The organism is Paenibacillus sp. HW567 (assembly GCF_000374185.1).
Classification (GTDB): Bacteria; Bacillota; Bacilli; order Paenibacillales; family Paenibacillaceae; genus Paenibacillus_AQ.
This window is the reverse complement of record NZ_KB910518.1, coordinates 3,100,597-3,127,470: the sequence shown is the minus strand read 5'-3', so window position 1 is coordinate 3,127,470 and position 26,874 is coordinate 3,100,597. Positions and strand designations below refer to the sequence as shown.

Below are 26,874 nucleotides of genomic sequence, written 5' to 3'. Positions count from 1 at the left end.
GCAGACGAAGAACGTCCTGTACTCCAGTTTGATCTGGAGCAGGGCGTTCTTTTTATTTTACCGGGAGGGAACAAATATGGGATTTGAGGAAGCACACAGCATTTTCATCGAACATCATACGGGCGAACGGACAGGTGAACGCAGAGGAAGGCTGCTGAGGGAGCACAATTACGCCGAGAAGCTATTTTTGCAGAATGTATGGTGGCCGCTGTTTGAGTCGCTGGAGCATTTGCACCCGGAATACGAAGTGCTGGATTGGAACCGGAAGTCGCAATTCTTGGATTTTGCGTTTCTGCCTGCAAGCGGCGGCCGTTTCGGGATCGAATGCGATGGCTTCCAGAGCCATATTAAGGACATGGACCGTGAGAAATTCAGCTATGCCCTGAACCGCGATACCTTTCTGACCGGAATGGGGTGGAGGATGCTACATTTTTCCTTTGATGATATTCAGCAGCGCCCGGAGGTATGCCGGATGCTGCTGCAGCTTGCACTCGCGCCATATTTAGCCAGAAAGACAGCCGTAAAGGACATATTGTCAGAGGAAAAGGAAGTGCTCCGTCTTGCCTGGCGTCAAGGCAGGCCGCTCCGCCCCAAGGATGTGTGCGACCATTTCCAAATTAACTTTCGGACGGCACGGAGGCTGCTGCAATCGCTTAGTGATAAGGGGTTTCTTCACCCTATTGCTGGTGGGAGGGGCGTCAGGTACTATGAGGTGAAGCCTATGCATGCTGATCAGGTATGGTAATGTATCGCTTTAAAAGTGGCTGCAGCGCTACTTGATTGCATTCTGTGCAACAGAATTTATTGAATATGTGCTTAAAAAGGTTTCTGTTGCACTTTGCGCAGTAGAATATCGGAATAGTCTCCATTTTAGGCTGATTACCAAAAATCTACTGTATGAAGTGCAGCAGATTGTTATTTTGAGCTGTTAAGCAGACAATCTGATGCACAAAATACACTAGAGTGGTCTGAGTGAAGCGGGAATATTGGCGTAAAAGTCAAAGTGGGTTGTGCATAGGAAGATCGCTGAATTAGCGACGGCTTTTCAACTAATATTTCTGACTTAGCGGGTTAATTTGTAACCAGAATCTTTTGACAAAAAGCACCGCAGCGCTTACCATTCAATATAGAATGAAAGGAGAGGGTCACCTTGAATTGGCTCGGATCTTTGCAGCAGTTGGGCAGAGCCATTATGCTTCCTACCATGGTGCTTCCGGCGGCGGCTATTTTGCTGAGTCTCGGCAGCTTGCCGTGGTCTGCATGGGGACTTTCTTCGGTATCCGAAGTGACTACTTACGCGGGGCAGGGGATTTTTTATTTCATGCCTTATTTGTTTGCTGTCGGTGTGGCGTGGGGGCTGTCCAATCAGGCCGGACCGGCGGGTATGGCGGCGCTCGCAGGAATGTTCACTTATGACCGGATTGTTTCCAATATGGGAGACGGGGCGGTACAGCCTGCAACACTAATCGGAATTATACTGGGGATCGTCGCCGGTGTGGCGCATAACCGGTTCAAAAATATCAAGCTTCCGGAGGCGATCCAGTTTTTTGGAGGGTCGCGTTTTGTTTTGCTGTTTATGGGGCTGTTCTCGGCCCTGTTCGCCTGGGTAATGCTCGGGCTGTCGCCTGTGCTTCAGCATGGCCTCGACATTCTGTTCCGCGATATACAGGCTACCGGCGGCTACGGGGTTTTTATATATGGGGTCCTGTACAGGGTGCTTACGGCGTTCGGCCTGCATCATATTCTTAATAATGTGTTCTGGTTCCAATTGGGAACCTTTACGACACCTGACGGCAGCGCGGTTGTGCAGGGGGATTTGCCGCGTTTTTTTGCCGGAGATCCTACAGCGGGCATATTTATGGCGGGACTGTTCCCGATTATGATGTTCGCCCTGCCAGCAATTGCATTTGCTATCATTCAGGAAGCGCGCGAGGATTTGAAGCCTAAGATCAAGAAAACGTTTGTACGCGCCGCATTGGTCTGCTTCCTGACCGGTGTCTCGGAGCAGATTGAGTTCGCTTTTCTGTTCGCTTCGCCTTATTTGTTCGCGCTGCATGTGGTCATGTCCGGCCTGGCGATGGTGCTGACCTATGCGCTCGGCATTCATCACGGCTTTTCCTATTCGGCGGGGGCGATTGACTTTTTCCTCAATATGCATCTGTCCCAGCGGGCCTGGCTGCTGATCCCGATCGGCATTGGCTATGGCATTATTTATTACAATATATTCCGCTGGGCGATCCGCCGCTTTCAGATTCCTACCCCCGGACGTGAGGAGGGCTCGGAGCTGGGCGATTGGGCGGGCAACATTCCTTATCAGGCTCCGCTGATTCTTGAAGCGCTGGGCGGCAAGGAAAATATTGTGCAGGTGCAGGCCTGCATCACCCGATTGAGATTAACGGTTCACAATGACCGGGAGATAGATACAGGGGCGCTCAAAGGCCTCGGTTCGGCAGGCATTATTAAGCTCGGCGGCGGGAATGTGCAGGTGGTATTCGGCACGTATTCGGAGCTGATCCGGGAGGAGATTAACAAGCTGCTGCTCCGCGATCTGCCTCAGGTGCTGTTCAGTTCACCGATGCAGGGCCGGATGCTGCCGATTGAAGAGGTGCCGGACCATATTTTTGCGGCGAAGCTGGTGGGCGACGGGGTGGCTTTTTTCCCGGAAAAGGGAGAGCTCGTCTCCCCGGTATTCGGTAAGGTCATGCACGTATACCCTACAATGCACGCGGTGGGCATTTCCACACCCGAGGGGCTGGAGGTGCTTATGCATATAGGGATTGACACTTCGCAGCTCAAAGGGCCGTTTGAGGCGCTTGTGAAGGAAGGGGACAGTGTGGAGCCGGGGCAATTGCTCGTGCGGTTCGACTTGAACTTTTTGCGTGATCATGCAGCTTCACTCGCTACGCCGATGGTCATTACGAACCCGGACCGTGTGAAATCCTGGAGCTATGGTCCATTTAAAAATGTGAAAAAAGGACAGTCTTCGGTGATGTCCGTAGTGTTACATGAAAGCAATGTTGGAGGGATTGAAGCATGATACAAGGCATAGGCGCCGCAACAGGTGTAGCCATCGGGAAGGCCTTTGTCTTGCCGAACTGGGAATGGAGCCTCCCGGATACGCAGGTGAATCCAGTAGATCTGGCCAAGGAGTTTGAACGTTTGTACGAAGGTATTCGCACCTCGAAAGATGAGATCGAGTTCATCAAAAAAGAATTCAGGGAGGTCGTCGGGCCGGAGGAATCCAGCATTTTCGACGCTCATCTGGCGATTCTGGATGATCCGGTGTTCATGAGCGAAATCCGCGGCATTATCGAACGTCAATACAAAGCGGCTGAGGTGGCGGTCAAAGAGGCCATTGATCATTTTGTAGCGATGTTTGATCTGCTGGACGATGAATATATGAAAGAGCGGGCGGTCGATATCAAGGATGTCGGCAACCGTCTGCTGAAGCATCTGCTGGGTGCGCCGGAGGTTACTCTGCCATCCGATACGCAGCCTTATATTCTTGTAGCCAAGGAGCTGTCTCCATCCCAGTTAGCCCATTTGAATCCAACCTACGTGCTTGGCATTGTTACCATGATGGGCGGCAAAACTTCACATTCATCCATAATGGCCCGTGCCCTGGGCATTCCGCTCGTAGCTGGCCTGGAGAATAAGTTGTCGACCCCGATTCAGACCGGAGACCTCCTGGTTATAGATGGCGATGCCGGACTGGTGCTGCTGACCCCGGACGAGCTGACGCTGAAGGATTACACCTCCAGACGTGCAAAGCAGCAGCGCAAAAAAGAACAGTTGGAGCTGCTGGCCACTGTGGAAGCCATTACGAAGGATGGCGTGCCGCTGCGGCTGGCCGGCAATATCAGCTCCGTGAAGGAGCTGGATATGGCGCTGAAATACGGGGCGCAGGGTGTCGGGCTGTTCCGCACGGAATTTTTGTACATGGACCGCAGCTCCTTCCCTACAGAAGAAGAGCAGTTCGAAGTCTACAAGCTTGTAGCCGAAAAAGTAGGGAATGAGACGGTGGTCATCCGCACGCTCGATATCGGGGGGGATAAGCATCTGGATTATTTCCAGTTGCCTGAAGAGCAGAATCCGTTCCTCGGCTACCGGGCGATCCGCATCAGCCTGGACCGTAAGGACATGTTCAAAACCCAGATTACCGCCATTCTGCGGGCCAGCCATTACGGAAATATGAAACTGATGTTCCCGATGATTTCGTCCGTTGAGGAAGTGCAGTCAGCCAAGGCTGTGCTGAACGAGGTCAAGGAGGAACTGGATCAGCGGGGAATCCCATACAACCGCAATATGCCGGTGGGCATTATGATTGAGGTTCCGGCTGCCGTTATGATCGCTGATCTGCTGGCAGAGGAAGTGGACTTTTTCAGCATTGGCACTAACGACCTTGTTCAGTATGTGCTGGCGGTTGACCGGATGAACGAACAGATCGCCCATATGTACCATCCTTATCATCCGGCGGTGCTGCGGATGATCCGCATGACGGTGGAGGCGGCGCGGAGCGTGGGCATTGATATCAGCGTATGCGGGGAAATGGCCGGGGATGAGCGTTCCCTGCCGCTGTGGCTGGAGCTGGGAATCAGCGATCTCAGCATGTCGCCGCAGGCGCTGCTGAAGGTGAAGCACCGTGCGCTCAACACACTGGCTTCCACCGCCAAAGAGACTGCCAAGTTATGCTTCCGTAACCGGACAAGCCTGGAGACGGAGGAGCAGCTTAGTGCCTTTGCCAAACGCAGCGGAATTTCGCTCGGAACCGGAGAGTCCAAGGAAAAAACCTCTTAAAGCTGCAAGAGAGCATATTTGAATTGATCAGCAGAGGGCCCGGCGATTTCGCCGGGTTTTTTAAATTGTAAAAAAGTAAAACCGTTTGGCCGCAAATCCAGTCAGTACATATAGAAGCTCGAAAAAAGAGCAGAGAGGGGGCAAAAACGAAGCATGGAGAATCTTTGGGAAGGCGAACGGGTGCAGACTGCGGATGAAGAAGAACAGACGTTTATCGCGCTTGTATCGCAGCAGAAAAAAGTGCTCTACGGGATAGCATACAGCTACCTGCGAAGGGAAGCGGATGCGCTCGAAGTGCTGCAGGAAGCTACATACCGGGCCTGGGTTAAACGTAAAAGCCTGAAGGACCCGGAGCGGTTCGCACCTTGGCTGACGCGTATTCTGATCAATTGCTGCAAGGATGAACTGGGACGCAGAAAAAGAATCGTTGCAGCAGAAGCCGGCGGTGCAGGCAGCGGAATTGTGGAGATGACAAGCGACCGCAAGCTGGATATGGAGCAGGCGCTGGATGGGGTGAAGCTGAAATACCGCCAGGTGCTTGTGCTGAAGTATTACCGGGATATGACGGTGGCCGAAATCGCCGAAGTGCTGGGCCGGCCGGAAGGGACGATCAAAACCTGGCTGAATAAAGGGCTGAAGCAGCTAAGGGACAACATGAAATTGAAGGGAGAACTGCAGGATGGACCAAGGTGAAGAAAGGCTGTTGAAGGATTATTTTCATGAACTGTCTCTGGAGGCGGATGAGGTGTCGGAGGTGAAGCTGAATGCGGCCATCCGCGGTGGTGTGTTCAATTTAAGGCACGTCAGGATGCCGGCAGGCAGACGATACTCATTGGGTGTACTGGCTTTGCTGGCTATCGTGCTGCTGTTTGCGTTCCCCTGGATCGGTGAGCGGGCTAAACAGCAAAACGCGCAGAATCCGCTTGCCATAAGCCGTAATTGGGGTGAATTTGAGGTGTTCCGCACTACTGTGGGCAGCAATCTTACGGTATCCTCGGCGCTTGATGCGGGTCTGGTGCAGCGGATTAACGGCACTTCGGCAGAGAAAAACGGATATACATTGACTGTAGACGGCATTGCTGCTGATCAGAAGGGGATTATTGTATTATATTCATTGCAGAACAACAATCGGCAAGCGCAATCGTATGGAGTAGCACTAACTGACAAAAATACTGTATACCCGGCAATGAGAAATAATTATTCGAATGAGCAGAAGGCCAAGCCCGGAGTCACACGCGGTTATGTGATTTGGACATGGGATAGGAACTATATGGAGCTTCCTAAGGAGTTGTCTGTGAAAGCCGCAATTGAAGATACGGTATGGCAGGAAAGCTCTTCACTCCAGAGAGTAAGCTATACAGCAGAAATATCGGTACCGTTAACCCTGGATACGCAAGCTTTGGCCAATACTGGGGAAACCGTTCACATTGATAAAACCTTATCCATAGCAGACCAGAGCGTAGAAATTAAGAGTGCGTACATTTCAACGACAGGCATTTATCTGGACACTAACTATAGCCCGGGCAATTCGAAGATGATCTTTGGGCTGGTTTCGCCCCATATTTTACTTGGCAGCGGCAATGATCTGTCGGGTTTATATTCTAAACAGACCTTGACTCTTGACGGTAGAGAAACCTTGGTGTTTCCTAACGACAATACTTCAAAGGCTCCGTTGAAGCTCCAGATTGACGGGATTATTGCAATTGATAAAAGTGCACAGGAGCTAATTGTTGACACTGACAAAAAGCAAATCATTAAGGGGCCGGATGATCGGCTGAGGATTTCCGTTGATACAACAGTTCACAGAATGGTTCTGGAATATTACCAGCCTATTGAAAAGAGAAGCGGACAATCGCTGACTGTAGGGTTAGACCAAACGGTCAAGGATGGAACGGGCAAGACTCATACACTGATTATGCTGGGCGCATTACAAGTATCTTATCGGGATTCTGCGAACCAGAAAAATCAGCCAAACAAGTATTACTATAATTTGGGCACAGAAAATTTGCCGCAGCCCCTAACCTTCAAAATAATCAGCTACCCCAATCCGATCAAAGAAAAGGCCTCTCTCACTATCCGGGAATAGCCGCATGAATTCAATCAAAAGCCCTGCCCTTCAGCATAGCTGAAGGAGCAGGGCTTCATAACGCTGCGGCCGTTTATTCGCCTGCGAGCGCATCGCAGAATGCCTTACCGTAAGGCGGCAGGTCCGGCGGGCGGCGGGCGGAGATAATGTGGCCGTCCGTTACGACGGCTTCATCCTTCCAGATGGCTCCCGCATTTTCCATGTCATCACGGATACCCGGAGTGGACGTTACCGTCACACCATTCAAAATTTTCGCCGAAATGAGCACCCAGCCGGCATGGCAGATTTGCCCGATCGGCTTCTTGGCTGCATTGAAATCCTGTATCAGCTTAAGTACAGTGCCGTAGCGGCGGATTTTGTCGGGAGCCCAGCCTCCGGGAACAAGGATGCCGTCATAATCGGCGGCGCTTAGCTCGTCCCAGGAATATTCGGCTTTGGCGGGTACGCCGTATTTGCCGACATAGGTTTTGTTTTTTTCCAATCCGGCCAAATGGACTTCGGCCCCTTCCTCTCTTACACGGTACACAGGGTACCAGAGCTCCAAATCTTCAAATTCGTCGTCTACAAGTGCTATGACCTTCTTACCGGATAATCTCATCATTTAGCAGCTCCTTCTTGAATCATCGGTTCCGTCCATTCTATCAAATTTGAAATATGAAGTCATCTTGCATGGATGCAAACCTTAGATGAATTGCCAAATAAATCATTATATGCAAATCGGCAGGGATTTAGAGGGGGCAGGTCGAATATAGCAATTGAAGCGGCGGGTTCTGGTGCTTTTTAAATATGAAGCCTGAGGTGTGGAAGATGTATAAGAATAATTTAATGAAGAAGGCATGCGGCTGCGGCGGCATCATGACCATACATATGCATACGCTGATCTACAGCGCCAAGATCAAAATCACCCATGTTCCTGTCTACACCTGCGGGCAATGCGCCCGTTATGAACCGCTGCCTTTCATCAAACGCGATCTGGGCAGTCTGCTCAGTGAGCTCGGGGAAATCCCGCCGAAGCAGCATCTTTCCTTTGCGGAGAGAAATGAGTGGGCGAGTGTGCTCAAGGATATTTTTGCCTCCGGTTTTTTTGCCGGAAGTTTGTCTGAAATGGAGGAGGCTATCCGTAGTGCGGTACAGGCGCGGATTGATTTATTGCTGGATGTTTATCGTTTTTCGGCGGACCTTGCCGACCGTAGCTGGATGGAGGAAACGGGTCTCAGGCTTGCCCAATTGACGGTTCAATCCTCCGAATGTGCCAAATAATCCGAAAATGAAAGTTTTTTCTGCAAAAACAATGAAAATCTTTCAAGAATGTTGGATTTTTCACGCGCTTTTTGATACGATAGAGACAAAGATAGCTTTCTCTTCCTTTGAAAGAAATTTTGAAAGGAAAATGAAGCGTTATCATTGCACAATTGTACAAAGTGTCGTATCATAATTTTAATTAGTCGAACGATAAAATTTATCGCAATGGAGAGAGTAATTTGACGGTAACCATTTACGATGTAGCTCGAGAAGCAGGCGTATCTATGGCTACGGTATCACGGGTTGTGAATAATAACCCAAACGTGAAACCGCAGACCCGGAAGAAGGTTTTTGAAGCGATTGAGCGTTTGGGCTATCGTCCAAATGCCGTGGCGAGAGGTCTCGCCAGCAAGAAGACGACAACCGTCGGGGTTGTCATTCCTGATATTTCGAACTCGATTTTTGCAGAAATTGCGCGCGGGATCGAAGATATCGCTAATATGTATCATTACAACATTATTTTGTGTAATGCGGATAAGCGCAAAGAGAAGGAAATTCGTGTAATTAACACACTGCTCGAGAAACAAGTGGACGGGCTGCTCTTCATGGGCGGAACGGTAACGGATGAGCATATCCAGGCCTTCCAGACGTCTGCGGTTCCAATTGTGCTGTGCGCCACACGTGACGAGAACGGCACCTACCCGTCGGTTGATATCGACCATGAGACGGCTGCCTTTGATGCAGTGAATACACTGATCCGTCACGGACACCGCGAGATTGCAATGATCAGCGGTACGCTGCAGGACCCGGCCAACGGCTATGCCCGTTTCCAAGGCTACAAGAAAGCGCTGGAAGCGGCCGGCATCGAGTATCAGGAGGATCTGGTACGCATCGGGAACTATCGTTACGAATCCGGTGTCGAAGCTATGAAATACTTCCTGGGCCTCAAGAAGAAACCAACGGCTGTATTTGCCGCAACGGATGAAATGGCGATTGGCGCCATTCACAGCATTCAGGATGAAGGTCTTAAGGTCCCGGATGACTTCTCGATTATCAGTGTCGATAACATCCGCATGGCTTCCATGGTCCGTCCTACACTGACAACCGTAGCGCAGCCAATGTATGACCTCGGTGCGGTAGCGATGAGACTTTTGACTAAGCTCATGAAGAAGGAAACAGTTGAGAATCCGCGTGTTATTTTGCCGCATGAGACAATTCTGCGTCTGTCCGTAAACCATGTGAACAAGTAAGCTTCGGCGTCAGCATTGAACATAAGTTACGTAGAAAGCTCCTGCTAGGAGCTTTTTATGTTTTATACAGTCTATATTTTGCGGGAGGGTACATATGAGTGAAGTGATTGGATTGATTGGAGCGATGGATGAGGAGATCAAGCTGCTGCTGGAGAGTATGGAAGATAAAGTGACCACGGTCAAGGCGGGTATTCATTACTATTCGGGAGCTATATTCGGCAAAAAGGCTGTGCTCTGCAAATCAGGGGTTGGCAAAGTCAATGCGGCGGTGACGACACAAATTCTGGTCGATGCCTTCGGGGTGTCGCGTGTATTGTTCACGGGTGTTGCCGGAGCGGTCCATCCTGATCTTGGCATAGGAGATATTGTAGTCTCATCGAAGTGTATTCAGCATGATATGGATGCTACAGCTCTTGGCTATCCGCGGGGAGTCATTCCATATCAGGAAACTTCCGCATTTCTGGCAGATCCGGCATTGGTGGTGCTTGCGGAGCAGGCCTGCCATGAGCTGAAGCAGAAGGCGGTAACCGGGGTTGTACTGTCCGGAGACCAGTTCATTGCCAGCGCGTCGTTTGTGGCGGGGCTGCGGGAACAACTGGACGGAGCATGTGCTGAAATGGAAGGGGCTGCTGTCGCCCAGGTGTGTTTCATGAATGCTGTGCCTTTTGTAATTATCCGCTCGATGTCAGATAAGGCTGACGGGTCTGCGCATGTGAATTACCGTGATTTCACAGTAGCGGCTTCCGAACGTTCTCATGCCATACTTGAATATATGTTAAAGGCAATGTAATCCTCTAATACATAAAACGCTGTCTGAAACGCACACGGTCAAAGGTTTCCTGCGAGGACATCGGCACTTCGCGGCCGATACGGACCATAAGGCAGTTGGCAGGGTGGGAGCAAATTTCCGGATCATCTGTGGCATACCACACCATGTTTACGGTTTGCATCAGCTTCTCCATCATCTGGCGGTACGCCCACACATCAAGCCCGCTGCCCTTCAGGTCCCAATGCCAATAATATTCGGTTGTGAACACAATGCAATTCTCCAATTGTTCCTCTTCAAAAGCGCTGCCAACCAGCAGCTTCGCAAGTCCGCTCCCCCTGTAATTATCCGCTACTTCTATCGCACCCAGCTCCACTAGATCGGCCATCCCGCCTTGCGACCAAAGCTCCAGCTCATCGGGATAATGAAAGGTAACATAGCCTATAATGATGTTTCCAGCAACAGCGGCAATAACACGTCCCTCAGGCAGCCCAGCGATCTCTATGAGCGCTTCCAGTTGCTCGCGGGGCTTACGGAACGCATCCAGTCCGGAATGCATTGCCAGCCCTTCCAGTGTCTCTGGGAGCATGGGACCGGCAACGGTTATGTCTTCGCCATTGTGAATTAGGGTATGAGAGACGGGGATTTTGCGGTGCTCCATGATTGGGCTCCTTCCGGTTCACTATAATATGGATTGTAACCGCTTCCTATGATATACTGATTCCGACATAAAATATTCACATTTAATCCATTGACAGAATTGCTTAAGAGAAGAATCTCGCCCTTAAAGCTTAAATCAAACAAGTGAGGGAGGCAAGGGTAATGGGGCAAGTCCACAGCGAAATTTTGCCGGGCCGCGTAAAGCACGCGAACATGGCGGATTATTCCCGGGCAGTCAGCGAATTCCGGTGGGAGGATATTGAGAGAGACTTCTCCTGGCACGAGAGCGGTAAAGTGAATATGGCCCATGAAGCCATAGACCGGCATGTGCTGGAAGGCCGTGGATCAGCCACAGCCTTAATCTACAGTGATTCCTTGCGGGAAGAGAGGTACACATTCTCCGAGCTGCGGGAGCAGTCGAACCGGTTCGGTAACGTGCTCCGCGGATATGGGATCGGCAAAGGAGATCGTGTGTTTATCTTTATGCCGCGGAGGCCGGAGCTGTACTTTAGTCTGCTGGGCATTCTCAAGGTGGGGGCGGTGGCAGGACCGTTGTTTGAGGCTTTTATGGAAACGGCGGTGAAGGACCGGCTGGAGGACAGCGGGGCGGTGGCTCTGATCACTACACCGGAGCTGCTGCCCCGGGTGAACCGGGCTGAATTGCCCGCACTGCGGCATGTTTTTGTCATTGGCGGGAGCACGGACGGAGAGCAGAGAGTCGTGAGCTATGAAGAGGAGACCGCGGCGGCATCGGCAGAGCTGGAGCCGGAGTGGCTGAGTCTGGAGGATGGGCTGATCATGCATTACACCTCAGGCTCAACGGGCAAGCCCAAAGGCGTCTACCATGTGCAGAGAGCGATGATCCAGCATTATTATACAGGCAGAGTTGTGCTTGATTTGCGTCCTGACGATGTCTATTGGTGTACGGCAGACCCGGGCTGGGTAACGGGAACCTCCTATGGGATTTTTGCGCCTTGGCTGAATGGAGTAACCAATGTGGTGCGCGGCGGCCGCTTCAGTCCGCAGGACTGGTATAAGACCATTGAGCGGTTCGCGGTTACGGTGTGGTACAGTGCGCCTACTGCATTTCGCATGCTTATGGGAGCCGGGGAGGCGAGTCTGCAGGGAATCCATCTTAGCAGCCTGCGCCATGTATTGTCTGTTGGCGAGCCGCTGAATCCCGAGGTTGTGCGCTGGGGCGATAAAATATATCAGCAGCGTATTCACGACACCTGGTGGATGACGGAGACCGGTGCGCAGCTAATCTGCAATTATCCGGGAATGGACATTAAGCCCGGCTCTATGGGGCGTCCGCTTCCGGGCATCGAAGCCGCGATACTGGATGACCGGGGCAATCTGCTGCCGCCCTATTCGATGGGCAATCTGGCTATACGGACACCCTGGCCCTCCATGATGGGCAAGATCTGGAACAATCCGGCGAAGTTTGAAGAGTATTTCCGTATTCCCGGCTGGTACATTTCCGGAGATTCTGCATATATGGACGAGGACGGATATTTCTGGTTCCAGGGCCGTATTGATGATGTGATCAATTCCTCCGGTGAGCGGATCGGTCCGTTCGAGGTGGAAAGCAAGCTGGTTGAGCATCCGGCAGTAGCTGAGGCGGGGGTCATTGGTAAACCGGATGTGCTGCGTGGCGAGATCATCAAGGCATTTATCTCGTTGCGCGAGGGCTATCTTCCGACAGCACAGTTGAAGGAAGAGATTGCCGCATTTGTCAAAGCCGGATTATCCGCCCATGCCGCGCCACGGGAAATCGAATTCAAGGATAAACTGCCCAAGACCCGCTCGGGAAAAATCATGCGCCGCGTGCTGAAGGCATGGGAGCTGCATCTTCCTGCTGGTGATCTGTCTACCATTGAGGAGTAGTTCAGTTTAGGAGTTCATATCAAAAACACCGTTCTCTAAAATCAGGGAACGGTGTTTTTGTATGAAGACATCTGCCTTACTGAGTGTTTCCTGCGGTATTTCCAGCCTTGGCTCCTCCGGCGGCGTTTCCGTTAGCGGCATTCACGCCAGCGGCGTTGCCCGCAGCAGGGTTGTTGCTGCCGGCACCAGTGTTACCGCTACCCGTTGGCACTTCAGTTTCTGATGGAGGCTGAACTATAATCGCTCCGGGATCTTCTGTGCTTCCAGGCTGCACTCCCGGGTCCGGCGTAGCTTCGGCGCCAGGCGATGCTTCCGGCAGTGCCGTTGGCTCCGGTGTTGGCGTTGCTCCGCTTGTTACGCTGCTTGAGGCTGACTCATGTCCGGCAACATCCACAGCAGCCACATAGAAGGTGGCATTTGCACCGGCTGGAGTGCCCGGGCTGAAAGTAGTACCCTCACCGGCAGAGAGGACAGCCAGCTTCTGGAACGAGCCTCCGTTCAGCGAACGGTATAGACGGTAACCGACAACGTCGGACGAGCCGCTAGGAGTAAAGGTAATAACCGCTTTTCCCGTGCTGTAAGACACGTTCACGCTGCCTGGCGGTGTTGGAGCCGTACCATCATCCACCCTTGGATCAATCTCGGTAGGGAAATCGGACTTGGCATCCTCAGGCATGTAATATTCCAGAGACTCATGCTGTTTCATCCTTGGAAAGGCAGCGAGTAATTCCTTGACCAGATCCTGTATCGGCTTCTCGCGCTTAACAACAATTTTCTCCTTCAGGAAATCGTCCGGTGTGCCTTCAAGCGGCAGATAATTCACACCATTGTACGTAATATATTTGGCTTTGGAAATCCCGTCATCGCTTGTAGTTGGAACAAATTTGACGTTGAACAGATCTGTGGTAAATCTGTCGGTCAAGCTGGTTGGCAGCTTGCCGCTGTAAGCTGAAACGGTCTTTTTGACAATGCCGTCAGGCTTGGCAAATTCCTTCGTCACGAACAGCTCAGGCCGCTTTTCAATAACGGTATTCATGACCTTGGTCCATAGTGTCTGGGCCTGCCGCTTCTGGGTATCGCCCTGAAGCGTATTGATCTGTTCCTTATAACCGACCCACATGCCCAGTGTCACATCCGGGGTGTAGCCCATAAACCACACATCTCCGTAGTTTTGCGTAGAACCGGTTTTGCCGACAATCGGCACGTCCTTGAAGTGTTTATAATTCTTCTTGACCGTGCTTGCCGTTCCTTCGGTAATAACCGTTCGCAGCATATCTGTCATGAGATAGGCAGTCTGCTTAGAGAAAACCTGCTCGGGATTAACTTTATGCTGATAGATGATTTTACCCTGTGAATCGACGATCTTCTCAATCATGTAAGCATCCGTAAAAGCCCCATGATTGCCGATTGCAGAATAGGCATTGGTCAAATCCTCAACGGTTACTCCATAGCGCAACCCCCCGATTACGCCGGTCTGCGCACCATAATCATTATCTTGAATCGTGGTAATGCCCAGCTTCTTGGCGAAAGCCCAGGCCTTGTCGATGCCAACCGAATAATTAAACAGCTTAAGGGCAGGCAGATTCAAAGACTTGTTAAGCGCATAGCGGGCAGTTACCAGCCCCTGATAGCGGTTATTGGCATTCTTGGGAATGTGAAATCCCTTGCCTCCGTCCTTCAGAATGATTGGCGCATCGTCGAGGATGCCAGCAGGCTGAATGAGTCCGGCATCCAGAGCAGGCAGATACGCGGCTATCGGCTTCATGGTCGAACCAGGCTGACGGACCATTTGGGTAGCGTAGTTCATCTGCTCAATATTGAAGTCGCGCCCTTCGATCATCCCAAGGATGGCTCCGGTTTTGTTGTCGATCATCATTCCTGCGGTTTGTTCCTTGCCTTTTGTCTTACTGTCCTTCGTAAAATTGCTGCTGTCCTCCGAGATGCTGTGCATCGCACTGTACACCTTTTTGTCGATTGTGGTGTATACCCGGTAGCCGCCGGTCATAAGCTGCTGGCGGGCTTCCTCAAGGAGTACGGTGTTATCACTGCCTGCGGGGGCAGTAGGATCAACAGCACCATGGTTGCCTTCATTAATCGACAGCAGAATCTCGGCTGCCTTGCGTTCGGTCTCAAGCATGAGATACGGGTATGTGGCGTAAGCCTTTTTCGTATGCGGGGCGAGAGAGCCTTTAATATCGAAGCGGAGTGCTTCATCATACTGGGAGGAAGTGATTTTGTTCTCCTCCAGCATCCGGCGCAGTACCAGCCGCTGGCGCTCCAGGGCTCTGTTAAAAGCCTTTTCATTAAATTCGCCAACTCCGTTGAACGCGGAATACTTGGATGGAAGCTGAGGTAATCCAGCCAGATAGGCAGCTTGGGCTACGTTCAGTTTATCCAGATTGTCCAGTCCAAAGATGCCTTTGGCGGCGGCTTTGATCCCGAACAGATTATAACCGTTCGACCCGTTGCCGAACGGAACCTTGTTCAGGTAGGCTGTTAAAATTTCCTGCTTGGATAAAAAGCGCTCCAGCCGCAGCGACAGCAGAATTTCCTTGATTTTGCGGTCTTCTGTACGGTCCAGATTAAGGAACACGCGTCTTGCGAGCTGCTGGGTCAGCGTGCTGCCGCCGGTCTGAACAGATTCGTTCAGCAGCTTCTGCTTAACGGCGCGGAGGGTGCCGCTGTAATCCACTCCGTGATGATTGTAGAAATTATTGTCCTCTATAGAGAGGACGGCATCAATCACAAGCTGGGGGATATCGTTAAATTGAATAAGTCTGCGGTCCTCTTCGGTCCGAAGCTGGCCGATCGGCTGACCGTCGCGGAAATAGGCAAAGCCGGTGACGGCGTTCTGGCTGACTTGCTGTTGAATCATTTCCTCGGAGCGGACAGGGTCGTCTTTCACTATGGAAGTCACGTAGCCTGCCACAGCACCACCGGCAAACAGAATGCCCATGATGCCGAGTATAAACATCCACTTTACAACGGAACCGAACCTGCGGAGCCAGGATCTACGGGGTGGACGCTGTTTTACGGCTTTCTTTTTGTTCTCCTCAACCATCAACGTTAATCCTCCTTTTAACGGAACTATTATAGCACAATTTGGCGATTTTGAATGCGCTTCTGCTGAACGGCTTTTCGTATCCCGGGTTGACTTTTGAAAAGCGGTCATGTTATAAATACATGAATTGGATATTGGAAAAAGCTTGGAAAGACATCAGTAGAAGGCAAGCCATGTGTTTCAGAGAGCCGGTGGGTGGTGCGAACCGGCAGCGGGCCCCTTTGAATTACAGTCTGGAGCTGTCCGGAGGAACGGCAAGCTGAGTTAAGGCTTGTTCAGTAGTCCGGGACCGGGTGCAATCCCGTTATGGCAATGAAGTGGAAGATTCATCCGGTGATCCGTCACGGATAATCTTTAATTAGGGTGGTACCGCGAGTCTCTTGCTCGTCCCTTTGGGAGGAGAGAAGAGGCTTTTTTGCGTTTATAATTTAAGGGGGGAACAACAATGAAATGGGAAGAACTCACAATTGCCCAGCAGGAGGCAGAGCGGCAGCTCGAAATCATCCGGCGCGGAGCAGCAGAAATTGTGCCGGAAGAGGAGCTGAAGCGGAAGGTCATGGCTTCTGTAGTTACCGGTGTTCCGCTGAACGTTAAGCTGGGCCTTGATCCGTCTGCACCGGATATCCATATCGGTCATACCGTAGTCATTCATAAGCTGCGGCAGTTCCAGGAGCTTGGGCATCAGGTGCAGATCATTATCGGAGATTTCACGGGACGCATCGGTGATCCTACAGGCAAATCCGAGACACGCAAGCAGCTTAGCGAGGAGGATGTGCAGCGTAATGCCGAGACTTACAAGAAGCAGATCTTTAAAATTCTTGACCCTGAGAAAACAAAGATATTTTACAATTCGGAATGGCTCAGCCCGATGTCCTTTGCAGACGTCGTGAATCTTGCAGCCAAGGTAACCGTAGCGCGGATGATGGAGCGTGATGATTTCACGAATCGTTTCCAGAACGGACAGCCGATCAGCGTTCATGAATTTTTCTATCCTTTGATGCAGGGAATGGATTCGGTTGCACTCAAAAGCGATGTGGAGCTTGGCGGTACGGATCAGAAGTTCAATGTGCTGATGGGCCGCGCGCTCCAGAAGGAATACGGCGGAGATACGCAGGCTGTTCTATTAATGCCGTTGCTCGAAGGACTGGACGGTGTTATGAAAATGAGTAAAAGTCTGGGGAATTACATCGGCATTGATGAAGAACCGAATGAAATCTACGGCAAAGCGATGTCGATACCGGACGGGAAGATGCTGAAATATTACGAAATGGCTACAGATGTCAGCAATGAAGAACTTGCGCTGCTAAAGGAAAAGCTTGAAGAGGGTACGATTCACCCGAGAGATGTCAAAATGGGGCTGGCTCACACCTTCGTGAGAATGTACCATGGCCCCGGAGCAGCGGACGCTGCGCAGCAGCATTTCATCACTGTCTTCCAGAAGCGGGCTTTGCCGAATGACATAGCAACGTTTGCCATACCGGAGGCTGAACTGGAGAATGGCGCGATCAAGCTGGTCAGGCTGCTGACGCTGCTTGGCTTTGCAGACTCGAACAGTGAAGCAAGACGCAGTATAGTGCAAGGCTCCGTGAAGCTGAATGAAGTGAAGCAGGAGGACCCGAACGGGAAATACATCCCCCAGGAGGGAGACATCATCCAGATGGGCAAACGCAAATTCGCCAAGCTGTCTGTGTCCTGACCGAAGAAGCAGGTAAACAATCATGTGCACAAAAAAAGCCTCCGGATTGCTCCGGAGGCTTTGATCGCTTTCGCTGTAAGCGAAAATCTTAACGGTTGTAGAACTCGACGATTTGCTTCTCGTCGATATCTTGGGACAGCTCGGCGCGTTCTGGCAAACGGATGTATTTGCCTTCGAAAGAGCCATCAGCATATTCCAGATAAGCTGGAAGGTGGCTGCGGTTTTCAAGAGCTTCTTTGATAGAAGTCATAGCGCGGCTTCTTTCACGAAGTCCGATCACGTCGCCTACGCTTACGCGGTAAGAAGCGATGTCGACTTTTTTACCGTTAACAGTAACATGTCCGTGGGATACCAACTGACGCGCACCAGCGCGGGAATTAGCGAAGCCAAGACGGTAAACCAGGTTGTCCAGACGGCTCTCAAGCAAGAACATGAAGTTTTCGCCCGCGATACCTTGGAGCTTTTGCGCTTTAGTGAAAAGAGTTTTGAACTGTTTTTCACCCAAGCCGTACATGTGACGCAGTTTTTGTTTTTCCAAAAGCTGCATTCCGTAGTTACTTACTTTTCTGCGTTGGTTAGCGCCATGCTGTCCCGGAGGGAAAGGGCGTTTCAGGTCTTTGCCTGTACCGCTAAGGGAAATGCCCAGACGGCGGCTGAGTTTGAATTTAGGTCCGGTGTAACGTGCCATGTTATAGTAGACTCCTTTATAATTGAAATTTCATGGTAGGGCCTATTTGCGCCGCAAAACGTATCCGTGAAAGCGTTAAATGGTTTCACACTGCCGGGGAAGTTCAGCCGCTGCCCTGGCAGTAACGAGTTGCGTGAGGGTGACACAACGTTACGCCCAATTAAGACTTGTTACAGTCTTGTTCAACAATAGATTCTATATGAATGTAGGGGATAAAGTCAAGGGCATCTTTAAAGAGATTTTGTCTATCTTTGTCGTTAGTTCTTTGGTCCTAAAAAAAATCCCGGTTTTGAGGAAAATATAATGCAATACACAAAGAAAGGGAGTAAAATATAACTAATAAGATGCTGTCCGATAAATATTTAATTTGAGATGCAAAGGGGTTCCTCTCTATGTCTGATCAGGAAGCATACGGACGCAAGGACAGCCGTGTGCTGTTGCAGGATACCATACAATCAAGCGGAGATGGTCTTGATCCCGCCGCATGGCTTAAGGAAACGGATATTGTCTCCTATGATTTTCCCTATGCTGCCCATTTGATAGCAGATAGCTTTAGGGAATGGCGTGCTCTGAGTGCTCCTGCCTTTGCGGAATCCTGGGACTGGTGTGTGCTTAATTACGAAGGTAAATGGATTGACACCATAGATGATAATGAAGAAAGCCGGGAACGCTGGAAAAGCCATTGGGAACTGGCTGCGGCCTGCAGCCTGCAAACAAGGGAGCTATATGCAGCTTTCGAGCTGAATAACGGACAAGCAATGTCCATTATTACTATACCGGTATTTACGCGCGGGCATGGGGAGATTTTTACCGTGCTTGGCTGTGCTATGACGCAAGATCAGTATGAGCAGGGAGGCAGGCATACGGCGGAAGCTATGGTCATGCATTTCCAGACCTGCTTTTACCGCAGATTCGAGCATGTGTTTGTGTCTGACTTGGCGGGAGTGCATTTGCATGCAGAACGTGAGAGCAGCCGCCGTTCACTGCTCTTCCAGATTGTGCAGCGGATGCACGACAATATAGATGTGGATGCCGTCTTAACCGAGGTCATCGACAGCATCTCCGCCATGTATCCGGGGGCGAGGCTGGAGCTGTTTATGTCGCAGGATCACCGCAGCACCCACCCGCAGGTTAAGGCGCTGCCGCTGCACTGGGGTAACGATGATGTTTGCGCCAAGGCTTTTAAGGATGGACAGGTTGCACTCCATGCCGGGCGCGAGGACTTCCCCTTTGTTGAAGTTGGGCTTCCGCTTGGCGGCAAGCAGGGTGTATATGGTGTGTTTCATATGATCCTCGACAAGCCTTCCTTCCATGAGGTCGATTTGCGTTTTCTCTCTATGGTGGCCGACACTGCCGGAACGGCTTTTGAGAATGCGAAGCTCTATGACCGGTCCAATCAACTGATCCGTGAGCTGAGGATGAGCAATGAGCTTACACAGCGGCTGAATCAAAGCTTGCGCCTTGGCGATATTTTTAAATTTGCCTTTGAAGAGCTGCTGGAGATGTTCGATGCCGATTATTGCTGTATCCTGCATTTGAATGAAGAAAAAGGCGGGCTTGAGACAATTGCCTGCAACCATACTCCGCTTGTGGGTGAACTTGTGGATGCCGGACAAGGGATTGGCGGGAAGATCTATAGCTCGGGTGAGCCGATTATTCTATCAGATTACCGAAATGCAGCCGGGGAGAAATCGAGGCTGATGGATGCTACACAGTCGCTCTCGCTGATCGCTACTCCGCTTAGTGTGGGCGGCGAGGTCCGCGGGGCAATTATGCTCGCCCACCGCATCCCCCATTTCTTCTCCTATGACAGCTACAGGCTGCTGCAGGCGATGGCCGGACATATCGGACTGGCTGTGGGCAATGCCAGGCTGCATGCGGAAGTGCGGCGGCTGGCGAACCGGGACAGTCTCACAGGACTCTATGCACGCCACTATTTGGATGAAGAGATTAAAGAGAGGCAGTCCACCGATTTCTGTGGTTCGCTAATTGTTGTGGATATTGATCAGTTCAAAATGGTCAATGATACATACGGCCATCAGCAAGGCGATGCAATTCTGAAGCAGGTGAGCGAGATTGTGAAGGCGTCTATCCGGCAGGGCGACATTGCAGCCAGATGGGGCGGCGAGGAGCTGGCGGTATACTTGCCGCAGCTTGGAGTGCAGCAGGCTATTTGTGTAGCTGAACGCATCCGCAAGCGGGTAATGGGGGAGACAGACCCCTGTGTCACCGTCTCCTGCGGCATCGCGGAGTGGAGCTGGACGGATGAGCGGGTGAGCGTAGAATCGCTGTTCTACCGGGCGGACATGGCTCTCTATGAAGCGAAGAACAACGGCCGCAACCAGGTCGTGATTGATCATAAAAAAGACGAAGCCAGTGCAAAGAATCCTTGGGCCTAAGCCGTGAGGGTTCTTTTTGCTTACAGATATGCGTATAAGCCCGGGCCGATGGGTTACCCTAAAATAAATATTTAATCTATCGACCGGGAAGGATATGAAGGCTATGAGGATAGTTACACTGCGTGAAATGATGATAACAGCGGCTCTGCTGCTATATTCTGTGTTTGGCAGCGGATGTGCTGCTATCACTGACAGACCGGCTGCCAAAGACCTGAATCTGGCCCTGGCCGGAATGGACGGAAGCGATACGGTATCCTTTGAAGGGGCCTCGTCCCTGCAGCTTGGAGGAAAGCCGGCTAAGGAATCTGCGCTTTACTTCGGCGGGAATGTGGCAGACCATAACAAGGTGCGCCTCTATACCCTTTTGCCGGATGGAAGCCAGCCAAAAGCGGCGGCGAAGTCCGCAGCGGAACGAACAGCCGCTCCGGCGTACCATGCAAGCCTTGAGAAAAAAGACGGTGAATGGACGCTGCTGCCTCAGTCAGTGCCCACCCGTGAGAATAACCCGCTGCCCGCCTTAAACCCCATTCGCCAACTGGAAGAGCTGGAGCGCCTGGAGAAAAAGGTGACTGAGGAAGCAGGGGCTGCGAAGGGCACCAGGGTACTGCGTATTGAGCTTACAAACGATGAGGCCCGCAGCCAACTGTCCAAAGAGCTTGCACAGGAGATGCAGGCGATTCGTCCTGCCGCGTCCAGTTCAGCCGGGAAGACTGCTGGCAGGACGGGTAAGATCTCGGCAGCCCTGCTGTCATTGTGGGAGCAGAAGGACCGTGAGCTGCAGCAGAAGCTGAAACAGGTGTCCGTCAAGGCGGTATATCATTTGAAGGTGGATACGAAAAGCAATTTGCCGAAACAATTAACCTGGGCCCGGACGATCAGCTATCCCGCAACAAAGGGAACACTCCGTACACCTGCGGATGAAACTTATCTAACACAGGTCAATTTTTATGGATACCACTGACTTTTAGTATGCCGAATGCCTTGCGCTCTATAGCGGGCGTGCTACAATAGAACGGTATGTTCATTTTCTGTATGAGGAAGGAAGAGAGAGAAATGAAGGACCCAAGGATTCAAAAGCTTGCGGAAAACCTTGTCGGCTATTCCGTAAATGTGCAGCCTGGCGAGAACGTGCTTGTTGAGATGATCGGCAGCGAAAGAGATTTGATCAAAGCTGTGGTGGAGGAAGTGGGCAAAGCCGGAGGCCGTGCATTTGTGCAGCTTACTGACCGGACCGTTCTGCGCAGCATGCTTAAATATGCAACACGCGAGGGTCTTGAAGCCTGGGCGGAGATTGATTTGAACCGGATGAAGCAAATGGATTGCTACATTGGCATCCGCGCCGGAGAGAATGTCAACGATCTGGCTGATGTTCCCGAAGAGAACATGAAGCTGTACAATTCCCTGTATTCCCACCCGGTACATAGTGAACAGCGCGTCAAGCACACCAAATGGGTTGTGCTGCGTTATCCGAATAATAGCATGGCCCAGCTTGCCAACACGACAACAGAAGCGTTTGAGGATTTTTACTTCGAGGTATGTAATCTGGATTATGCCAAAATGGATAGAGCCCAGGATGCGCTGGCTGATCTGATGCGGAGAACGGATAAGGTGCGCATCGCAGGACCGGGAACGGAACTGACCTTCTCGATCAAGGGAATTGGTGCAGAGAAATGCTCCGGACAAAAAAATATACCGGACGGCGAGGTCTACAGCGCCCCTGTCCGCGACTCCGTAAACGGAACGATCAGCTACAATGCGGCAACGCTTTATAATGGTGTGACTTTTGAAAATGTGAAGTTCAAATTCGAGAATGGCAAAATTGTTGAAGCTACCAGCAATGATACGGTGCGTCTGAACGAAATTCTAGATTCCGATGACGGCGCGCGTCATATTGGCGAATTCGCCATCGGCTTCAACCCTTACATTCTGCATCCGATGAAGGACATTCTGTTCGATGAGAAAATCGCCGGCAGCCTGCACTTTACGCCGGGTCAAGCGTATGATGTGACCGACAACGGCAACCGTTCGTCGATTCACTGGGATCTTGTGCTGATTCAGCGTCCTGAATACGGCGGCGGGGAAATCTATTTTGACGATGTGCTGATCCGGAGGGATGGAATATTTGTTCTTCCAGAGCTGCAAGGTCTGAACCCCGAAAACCTGAAATAAAATGTAAAGACAAGAAAACACCTTGTCGAGTAAGCGGATTCAATGTATCATGGAATTGATTACAAAAGACTTAAGTTTCATAATCAAGTTGCGGAGGGATTCCTATGTCCAGTAACAATGCGGCAATTGTGGATATTGCCCAAACGGCAAGCCGGTTCAACTCATCTATTGTTCTGCAAGCAGAGAACAAGTACATTGATGTTAAGAGTATTCTGGGACTGTTCACAACTCTTGTATCTAGCCAAAGCTACGAGCTTCATGTTCATGGTGCTGACGCTGAAGAAGCCAAGAAGGCAATGAGCGAGGTTTTTGCCAAGCATGGTCTGAAATTTACGGTAGTAGCAGAGTAATCCTATTATTCTCAAAAACGTCCTGCCCTATGCGGCGGGGCGTTTTTTCTGTAAAATGAACTGAATTCTTGTATTGGGTTCCGATTTCGTCTAATATTAAACTAAATAGCAATAGCAGCTTTAACTTTTGGACATGGGGGGGATAATGCATGACTTCATCGGATTTGCAGGAACAGCTTAATCTTAAAGCGATCACTCTTCTCCAAGAAGATGCCAATAAAATTCAGAAGCTCATCGAAGTGCAGATGGAGAATCTGGCGACCCGTTACTGCCCTCTCTATGAGGAAGTGCTGGATACCCAGATGTACGGTTTCTCCAGAGAGGTCGATTTTGCGGTCAGAGCGGGACTGGTGCCTGAGGTTACAGGCAAGCTGGTACTGAGTGAGCTGGAGCGCAACCTGGCTGTGTTGTACGAAGCGCTGAACAAAAAGGCCGAAGAGCGTGAGCTGTAAATTTTAACTTTCCTGCAAGTAAAGAATGGTACAGATCCAGAGACAACTTATTCATTCTTTACTTATAAAAAAGCACATGAGGACTGGAGGTCCGCTCATGTGCTTTTTTTGCGTTAGTAAGGTTATCAGACTGAGCTTACACCAGATAGAAGGAGACGCCAAGGATCATATACACTGCCAGCAGCAGCAGCCCCTCATACCAGTTGGTAGCACCATCCTGAATAATCGACTTTGCGATGAACACAGAAACGGCTATCGCAACGATCTCTATCGTTGTGAACACAATGTCCATAGTATTGCCCATAAAATAGCTGGCAAATATGAGCACAGGGGCTACGAACAGCGCGATCTGCAGACTGCTGCCGACGGCAATCTCCACCGCCGCGCCGATTTTGTTCTTCATAGCGAGCATGATTGCCGCACTATGCTCGGCTGCGTTACCGATAATGGCGACAAGGAATGCGCCGACAAAAAGCTCGCTGAAGCCGAAGCGCTCTGTCAGGGTCTCCAGGGTGCCGACCAGCCATTCGCTGACGAAAGCGACCATAACCGTTGCAAGCACCAGGTAAATCACCGATTTGCTCATGGACCAGGCAGGCTTGTGCTCGTTCGGGAGCTCTTCTTCGCTGTCCACCGTGACGTCCGCCAAATATTTTTTGTGCGTAATCATGGAGAAGACGAGCCAGGCCATATAGGCGGCGATCAGCAGGCCCGCAACAACTAGGCTGAGCACATCTGTATCTTTCGCCGTGATGGAATGCGTGTTGAAGAACATGGCAGGAACAAAGAGGGCGATTACGGCTACGATCATCAGGGAGCCGTTCAGCCCGGCCAGCGTAACATTGAAATTCTGAACCTTGAATTTCATGCCGCCGGTGAAGATGCTGAGTCCGAGCACCAGGAGCAGGTTGCCGATAATTGAGCCGGTGAGGCTCGCCTTCACCATGTCGAACAAGCCCTCCTTGACCAGAAAGAAGGCTATAATCAGCTCGGCCGCGTTGCCGAAGGTGGCATTAAGAAAGCCCCCCAGCCGCTGTCCGGCATAGTGGGCTACGCTCTCTGTGGCCCGGCCGAGAAAACCGGCTACGAACACGACCGCAATGGCGGATAAGACGAATTGCAGCGTGTGGTCCCAGTCCGCATAATGTCCGATGGCACTGAGGATGAAGGTGATTACCAGCAGCGCCGGAGAGATCCATTTTTTCAATGTAAGGTACACCCCAGTCTCTATATGTAGGTTGAATTCATACTCAATATACCCAAATTGCTCCAGTCTGTAAACGGTCATGCGAGAAAGTCATTTGCTTTTTAGCCTGTTTTCGAATTACAATAATTGATAATGAGTGTAGGGGGGATATGGCATGGCGGAACAACTTCAACTTGAAATGGGAAATATACGGATATCAAATGACGTCGTCTCGAAGATTGCCGGGTTGGCTGCCTTGGAGACTCCTGGAATCGCGGCCATGTCTGGCGGCTTGTCCGAAGGCTGGGCCAAGCGCCTGAGCGGCAAGAATGTGCAAAAGGGCGTAACTGTTGAAGTAGGACAACTTGAAGCTGCCGTGGATTTGCGTATTATCGTTCTCTATGAAACACCGATTCACGAGGTGTGCCGGATGCTTCAGCAGAACGTGCGTGAGGCTGTGGAGAGCATGACAGGACTTCATATTGTTGAAGTTAATGTCAAGGTAGAAGGCGTGGCGTTCAAGAACGACGAAATTTCGTAAGCGTTGTATGGCTGCGCATGCGGTATGAGCACCGTTTTACGAGATTAGGGTTAAGTAAAAGGCAGTCCGGGTGGTAATCTCCGGACTGCCTTTTTGCTTTTCTTGTGAGCAGAATTCTTGTATGTAGCCTTAGCGGGCACGAACCTGTCTGACGGTGGTAACAGACTTGGTGACCTCTTCCTTGGCCGGCCGGTTGGTTTCCCGAGAAATGCTGAGCATAATGCCCATAGACAGCATCGTTACTAGGAGTGACGAACCGCCATAGCTAATGAAAGGCAACGTTACCCCTGTCAGGGGGATTGTCTTGGTGACACCGCCGATGTTGACAAAGGCCTGGATGGAGATCATGCCCATGACACCGATGCCGACGAGGGTGCCGAAGGGATCGGTGCACCTGAGCGCAATCAGTATGCCCCTCCAGATAAAATACAGATACACCAGCAGGAACAGTAAGGCTCCCACAAATCCCAATTCTTCTCCGATGACTGAAAAGATGAAGTCGGTGTAAGGGTAGGGCAGGTAGTGCAGCTTCTGTATGCTTTGTCCGAAGCCGGAGCCATTTGTCCCGCCTTCACCAATGGCAATCAGAGATTGAATGATATTAAAGCCGGTGTCCTTCGGGTCCGCATAGGGATTGATAAAAGCGGTGATCCGGTCTTTCTGGTAGTCCTTGTTGACGGCGGCTGTCTCTGAAGGCGGAGACAAGGATTCAATGGCTGTCTTGGCTCCCATAACAAGGCCCACTCCCAGCACCAAGAGTGCAATGGAGGCCATAATATGCTTCATGCTGGCTCCGCCGGCGTAGATGACAAGCCCGCTGGTTGCTACAAGAATGAGGCATGAGCCTAAATCCGGCTGCAGCATAATGAGTCCGGCAACAATTCCGACAATAACCATAACCGGAATGTAGCCTGTGCGCAGATCCCTCAGCCGCTCCCCTTTCTTGGAAATAAGGGCGGCGAGATAGAGAATAATGGAGATCTTGGCCAGCTCTGTCGGCTGGATACCGAGTTTTCCGATGCTGAACCAGCTTCTGGCGCCGTTAATTCTCTCTGCGAACACCACGAACAACAGCAGAACCAGTGTGACCATGAAGATCGGGGCATACCACTTTTTGAATTTGCTGTAGTGGATATTCATGGTCACAAACATGACGATGCTTCCCAGCACAACCCAGATAATCTGGCGTTTGACAAAATATAAGGGATCATTTCGGAATTTCTCACTGGCCAGAGTCAGGCTGGAGCTGGAGCTGAAGACCATTACCAGTCCAAAACCGACAAGCAGGAGAGTCAGAATAAGCAACTGAAAATCGGGCGTTCCTCTTTTGGGCAGGCTGACATTTTTTTTCGTCGTTCCCTTTACAGTACTCAAGCCTCCAGCAGCACTTTCAGTTCATGAATATGCCTTGAGGCAGCATCCAGAACAGGCTTGGTGACCAGATAGAGAAGGTCGCTCTTCAATCCTGCGAGGCCCGAGTTCTCAAATATCATAGCGCACATATCCCCCTTATGAAGTATAATGATAAATTCATGCTCAAACCTATGGATCTTCCTCCTCATGATAGTATGTTTCCCCAGGTTGCGCAAGGGATGGGCGGGCCTATTGGTACCCTCTTTTTTGCGTTTCTGCTACAATAATAGA

General features: G+C 51.0%; 23 protein-coding genes and 1 other annotated feature. Of the genes, 16 read left to right on the top strand and 7 right to left on the bottom strand.

Going from position 1 to position 26,874, the window contains the following annotated elements; all coding sequences use genetic code 11:
* Window positions 1-76: 76 nt before the first annotated feature.
* The 5 genes from B212_RS0114200 to B212_RS0114180 all read left to right on the top strand — a co-directional run bounded on the left by B212_RS0114200 (window position 77) and on the right by B212_RS0114180 (window position 6,883).
* The gene (locus tag B212_RS0114200) at window positions 77-745 is read left to right on the top strand and encodes a hypothetical protein (protein WP_019911509.1); all 669 of its coding nucleotides are present in this window, start codon (window positions 77-79) and stop codon (window positions 743-745) included.
* 405 nt (window positions 746-1,150) lie between these two features.
* Window positions 1,151-3,037, top strand: a complete 1,887-nt coding sequence (locus B212_RS0114195; protein WP_019911507.1) for a glucose PTS transporter subunit IIA — start codon at window positions 1,151-1,153, stop codon at window positions 3,035-3,037.
* A complete protein-coding gene (ptsP, locus tag B212_RS0114190; RefSeq protein ID WP_019911505.1) occupies window positions 3,034-4,797 on the top strand; it encodes a phosphoenolpyruvate--protein phosphotransferase in 1,764 nt (587 codons plus the stop codon). Before B212_RS0114195 ends, ptsP begins: the two co-directional genes overlap by 4 nt.
* A gap of 153 nt (window positions 4,798-4,950) precedes the next feature.
* Window positions 4,951-5,490: a sigma-70 family RNA polymerase sigma factor gene (locus tag B212_RS0114185; RefSeq protein WP_019911504.1), complete on the top strand. Its 540-nt coding sequence runs from the start codon at window positions 4,951-4,953 to the stop codon at window positions 5,488-5,490.
* Entirely contained in the window at window positions 5,477-6,883 is a 1,407-nt protein-coding gene (locus B212_RS0114180; protein WP_019911503.1) for a DUF4179 domain-containing protein, read from the top strand. The genes B212_RS0114185 and B212_RS0114180 overlap by 14 nt, the downstream gene beginning before the upstream one ends.
* 73 nt (window positions 6,884-6,956) lie before the next feature.
* Here the strand turns inward: B212_RS0114180 and B212_RS0114175 are convergent, their stop codons facing one another.
* Entirely contained in the window at window positions 6,957-7,484 is a 528-nt protein-coding gene (locus B212_RS0114175) for a type 1 glutamine amidotransferase domain-containing protein (RefSeq protein WP_028530827.1), read from the bottom strand.
* 206 nt (window positions 7,485-7,690) lie between these two features.
* Here B212_RS0114175 and B212_RS0114170 point away from each other — a divergent pair, with 206 nt between their 5' ends.
* The 3 genes from B212_RS0114170 (at window position 7,691) to B212_RS0114160 (ending at window position 10,165) form a co-directional block, all read left to right on the top strand.
* The gene (locus B212_RS0114170) at window positions 7,691-8,143 is read left to right on the top strand and encodes a hypothetical protein (protein WP_198015859.1); all 453 of its coding nucleotides are present in this window, start codon (window positions 7,691-7,693) and stop codon (window positions 8,141-8,143) included.
* Between the two features lie 221 nt (window positions 8,144-8,364).
* Window positions 8,365-9,375 (top strand): catabolite control protein A, encoded by a 1,011-nt coding sequence (gene ccpA, locus B212_RS0114165; RefSeq protein WP_028530825.1) that lies wholly within the window; start codon window positions 8,365-8,367, stop codon window positions 9,373-9,375.
* A 94-nt stretch (window positions 9,376-9,469) separates the two neighbouring features.
* A complete protein-coding gene (locus tag B212_RS0114160) occupies window positions 9,470-10,165 on the top strand; it encodes a 5'-methylthioadenosine/adenosylhomocysteine nucleosidase (RefSeq protein WP_019911498.1) in 696 nt (231 codons plus the stop codon).
* A gap of 4 nt (window positions 10,166-10,169) precedes the next feature.
* Here the strand turns inward: B212_RS0114160 and B212_RS0114155 are convergent, their stop codons facing one another.
* Complete coding sequence (locus B212_RS0114155; protein WP_019911496.1) at window positions 10,170-10,802, bottom strand: GNAT family N-acetyltransferase; 633 nt, start codon at window positions 10,800-10,802, stop codon at window positions 10,170-10,172.
* A 161-nt stretch (window positions 10,803-10,963) separates the two neighbouring features.
* On the opposite strand from B212_RS0114155, the gene acsA reads away from it, so the two are divergent.
* On the top strand, window positions 10,964-12,688 hold the full coding sequence (gene acsA / locus B212_RS0114150) for an acetate--CoA ligase (RefSeq protein WP_019911495.1): 1,725 nt from the start codon (window positions 10,964-10,966) through the stop codon (window positions 12,686-12,688).
* Between the two features lie 76 nt (window positions 12,689-12,764).
* Here the strand turns inward: acsA and B212_RS0114145 are convergent, their stop codons facing one another.
* Window positions 12,765-15,749, bottom strand: coding sequence for a transglycosylase domain-containing protein (locus B212_RS0114145; protein WP_019911494.1), 2,985 nt, complete (start codon window positions 15,747-15,749; stop codon window positions 12,765-12,767).
* Window positions 15,750-15,886: 137 nt separating this feature from the next.
* Window positions 15,887-16,144 (top strand) — a binding site (T-box leader).
* A 50-nt stretch (window positions 16,145-16,194) separates the two neighbouring features.
* On the opposite strand from B212_RS0114145, the gene tyrS reads away from it, so the two are divergent.
* Entirely contained in the window at window positions 16,195-17,445 is a 1,251-nt protein-coding gene (gene tyrS / locus B212_RS0114135; RefSeq protein ID WP_019911492.1) for a tyrosine--tRNA ligase, read from the top strand.
* An 88-nt stretch (window positions 17,446-17,533) separates the two neighbouring features.
* On the opposite strand, the gene rpsD is transcribed toward tyrS, so the two are convergent.
* Entirely contained in the window at window positions 17,534-18,133 is a 600-nt protein-coding gene (gene rpsD, locus B212_RS0114130; protein ID WP_019911491.1) for a 30S ribosomal protein S4, read from the bottom strand.
* Between the two features lie 392 nt (window positions 18,134-18,525).
* On the opposite strand from rpsD, the gene B212_RS0114125 reads away from it, so the two are divergent.
* The 5 genes from B212_RS0114125 (at window position 18,526) to B212_RS0114105 (ending at window position 23,503) form a co-directional block, all read left to right on the top strand.
* Entirely contained in the window at window positions 18,526-20,532 is a 2,007-nt protein-coding gene (locus B212_RS0114125) for a sensor domain-containing diguanylate cyclase (RefSeq protein ID WP_019911489.1), read from the top strand.
* Window positions 20,533-20,635: 103 nt separating this feature from the next.
* On the top strand, window positions 20,636-21,493 hold the full coding sequence (locus B212_RS0114120) for a hypothetical protein (protein WP_019911488.1): 858 nt from the start codon (window positions 20,636-20,638) through the stop codon (window positions 21,491-21,493).
* 92 nt (window positions 21,494-21,585) lie between these two features.
* Window positions 21,586-22,701 (top strand): aminopeptidase, encoded by a 1,116-nt coding sequence (locus tag B212_RS0114115; protein ID WP_019911486.1) that lies wholly within the window; start codon window positions 21,586-21,588, stop codon window positions 22,699-22,701.
* 104 nt (window positions 22,702-22,805) lie between these two features.
* Window positions 22,806-23,051, top strand: coding sequence for an HPr family phosphocarrier protein (locus B212_RS0114110; protein ID WP_019911485.1), 246 nt, complete (start codon window positions 22,806-22,808; stop codon window positions 23,049-23,051).
* A 149-nt stretch (window positions 23,052-23,200) separates the two neighbouring features.
* Complete coding sequence (locus B212_RS0114105) at window positions 23,201-23,503, top strand: YlaN family protein (protein ID WP_019911484.1); 303 nt, start codon at window positions 23,201-23,203, stop codon at window positions 23,501-23,503.
* A 136-nt stretch (window positions 23,504-23,639) separates the two neighbouring features.
* Here B212_RS0114105 and cax read toward each other — a convergent pair whose 3' ends face one another.
* Window positions 23,640-24,710 (bottom strand): calcium/proton exchanger, encoded by a 1,071-nt coding sequence (gene cax / locus B212_RS0114100; RefSeq protein ID WP_028530824.1) that lies wholly within the window; start codon window positions 24,708-24,710, stop codon window positions 23,640-23,642.
* Window positions 24,711-24,864: 154 nt separating this feature from the next.
* Between cax and B212_RS0114095 the strand changes: the two genes are divergently transcribed.
* Window positions 24,865-25,230, top strand: coding sequence for an Asp23/Gls24 family envelope stress response protein (locus B212_RS0114095; protein ID WP_019911482.1), 366 nt, complete (start codon window positions 24,865-24,867; stop codon window positions 25,228-25,230).
* A gap of 129 nt (window positions 25,231-25,359) precedes the next feature.
* Here B212_RS0114095 and ftsW read toward each other — a convergent pair whose 3' ends face one another.
* Both ftsW and B212_RS35715 read right to left on the bottom strand, forming a co-directional pair.
* Window positions 25,360-26,604: a putative lipid II flippase FtsW gene (gene ftsW / locus B212_RS0114090; RefSeq protein ID WP_019911481.1), complete on the bottom strand. Its 1,245-nt coding sequence runs from the start codon at window positions 26,602-26,604 to the stop codon at window positions 25,360-25,362.
* Window positions 26,601-26,723 carry a hypothetical protein gene (locus tag B212_RS35715; RefSeq protein WP_019911480.1) on the bottom strand — a complete coding sequence of 41 codons (123 nt, stop codon included), beginning with the start codon at window positions 26,721-26,723 and terminating at the stop codon, window positions 26,601-26,603. Before B212_RS35715 ends, ftsW begins: the two co-directional genes overlap by 4 nt.
* Window positions 26,724-26,874: the final 151 nt, after the last annotated feature.

What these genes read in the sequence shown, in the direction of transcription:
- B212_RS0114200 (WP_019911509.1), top strand. Translation starts at nt 77, where the DNA reads ATGGGATTTGAGGAAGCACACAGCATTTTCATCGAACATCATACGGGC.
- ptsP (WP_019911505.1), top strand. Translation starts at nt 3,034, where the DNA reads ATGATACAAGGCATAGGCGCCGCAACAGGTGTAGCCATCGGGAAGGCC.
- B212_RS0114185 (WP_019911504.1), top strand. Translation starts at nt 4,951, where the DNA reads ATGGAGAATCTTTGGGAAGGCGAACGGGTGCAGACTGCGGATGAAGAA.
- B212_RS0114180 (WP_019911503.1), top strand. Translation starts at nt 5,477, where the DNA reads ATGGACCAAGGTGAAGAAAGGCTGTTGAAGGATTATTTTCATGAACTG.
- B212_RS0114175 (WP_028530827.1), bottom strand. Translation starts at nt 7,484, where the DNA reads ATGATGAGATTATCCGGTAAGAAGGTCATAGCACTTGTAGACGACGAA.
- B212_RS0114170 (WP_198015859.1), top strand. Translation starts at nt 7,691, where the DNA reads ATGTATAAGAATAATTTAATGAAGAAGGCATGCGGCTGCGGCGGCATC.
- B212_RS0114160 (WP_019911498.1), top strand. Translation starts at nt 9,470, where the DNA reads ATGAGTGAAGTGATTGGATTGATTGGAGCGATGGATGAGGAGATCAAG.
- B212_RS0114155 (WP_019911496.1), bottom strand. Translation starts at nt 10,802, where the DNA reads ATGGAGCACCGCAAAATCCCCGTCTCTCATACCCTAATTCACAATGGC.
- acsA (WP_019911495.1), top strand. Translation starts at nt 10,964, where the DNA reads ATGGGGCAAGTCCACAGCGAAATTTTGCCGGGCCGCGTAAAGCACGCG.
- B212_RS0114145 (WP_019911494.1), bottom strand. Translation starts at nt 15,749, where the DNA reads ATGGTTGAGGAGAACAAAAAGAAAGCCGTAAAACAGCGTCCACCCCGT.
- tyrS (WP_019911492.1), top strand. Translation starts at nt 16,195, where the DNA reads ATGAAATGGGAAGAACTCACAATTGCCCAGCAGGAGGCAGAGCGGCAG.
- rpsD (WP_019911491.1), bottom strand. Translation starts at nt 18,133, where the DNA reads ATGGCACGTTACACCGGACCTAAATTCAAACTCAGCCGCCGTCTGGGC.
- B212_RS0114125 (WP_019911489.1), top strand. Translation starts at nt 18,526, where the DNA reads ATGTCTGATCAGGAAGCATACGGACGCAAGGACAGCCGTGTGCTGTTG.
- B212_RS0114120 (WP_019911488.1), top strand. Translation starts at nt 20,636, where the DNA reads ATGAGGATAGTTACACTGCGTGAAATGATGATAACAGCGGCTCTGCTG.
- B212_RS0114115 (WP_019911486.1), top strand. Translation starts at nt 21,586, where the DNA reads ATGAAGGACCCAAGGATTCAAAAGCTTGCGGAAAACCTTGTCGGCTAT.
- B212_RS0114110 (WP_019911485.1), top strand. Translation starts at nt 22,806, where the DNA reads ATGTCCAGTAACAATGCGGCAATTGTGGATATTGCCCAAACGGCAAGC.
- B212_RS0114105 (WP_019911484.1), top strand. Translation starts at nt 23,201, where the DNA reads ATGACTTCATCGGATTTGCAGGAACAGCTTAATCTTAAAGCGATCACT.
- B212_RS0114095 (WP_019911482.1), top strand. Translation starts at nt 24,865, where the DNA reads ATGGCGGAACAACTTCAACTTGAAATGGGAAATATACGGATATCAAAT.
- B212_RS35715 (WP_019911480.1), bottom strand. Translation starts at nt 26,723, where the DNA reads ATGATATTTGAGAACTCGGGCCTCGCAGGATTGAAGAGCGACCTTCTC.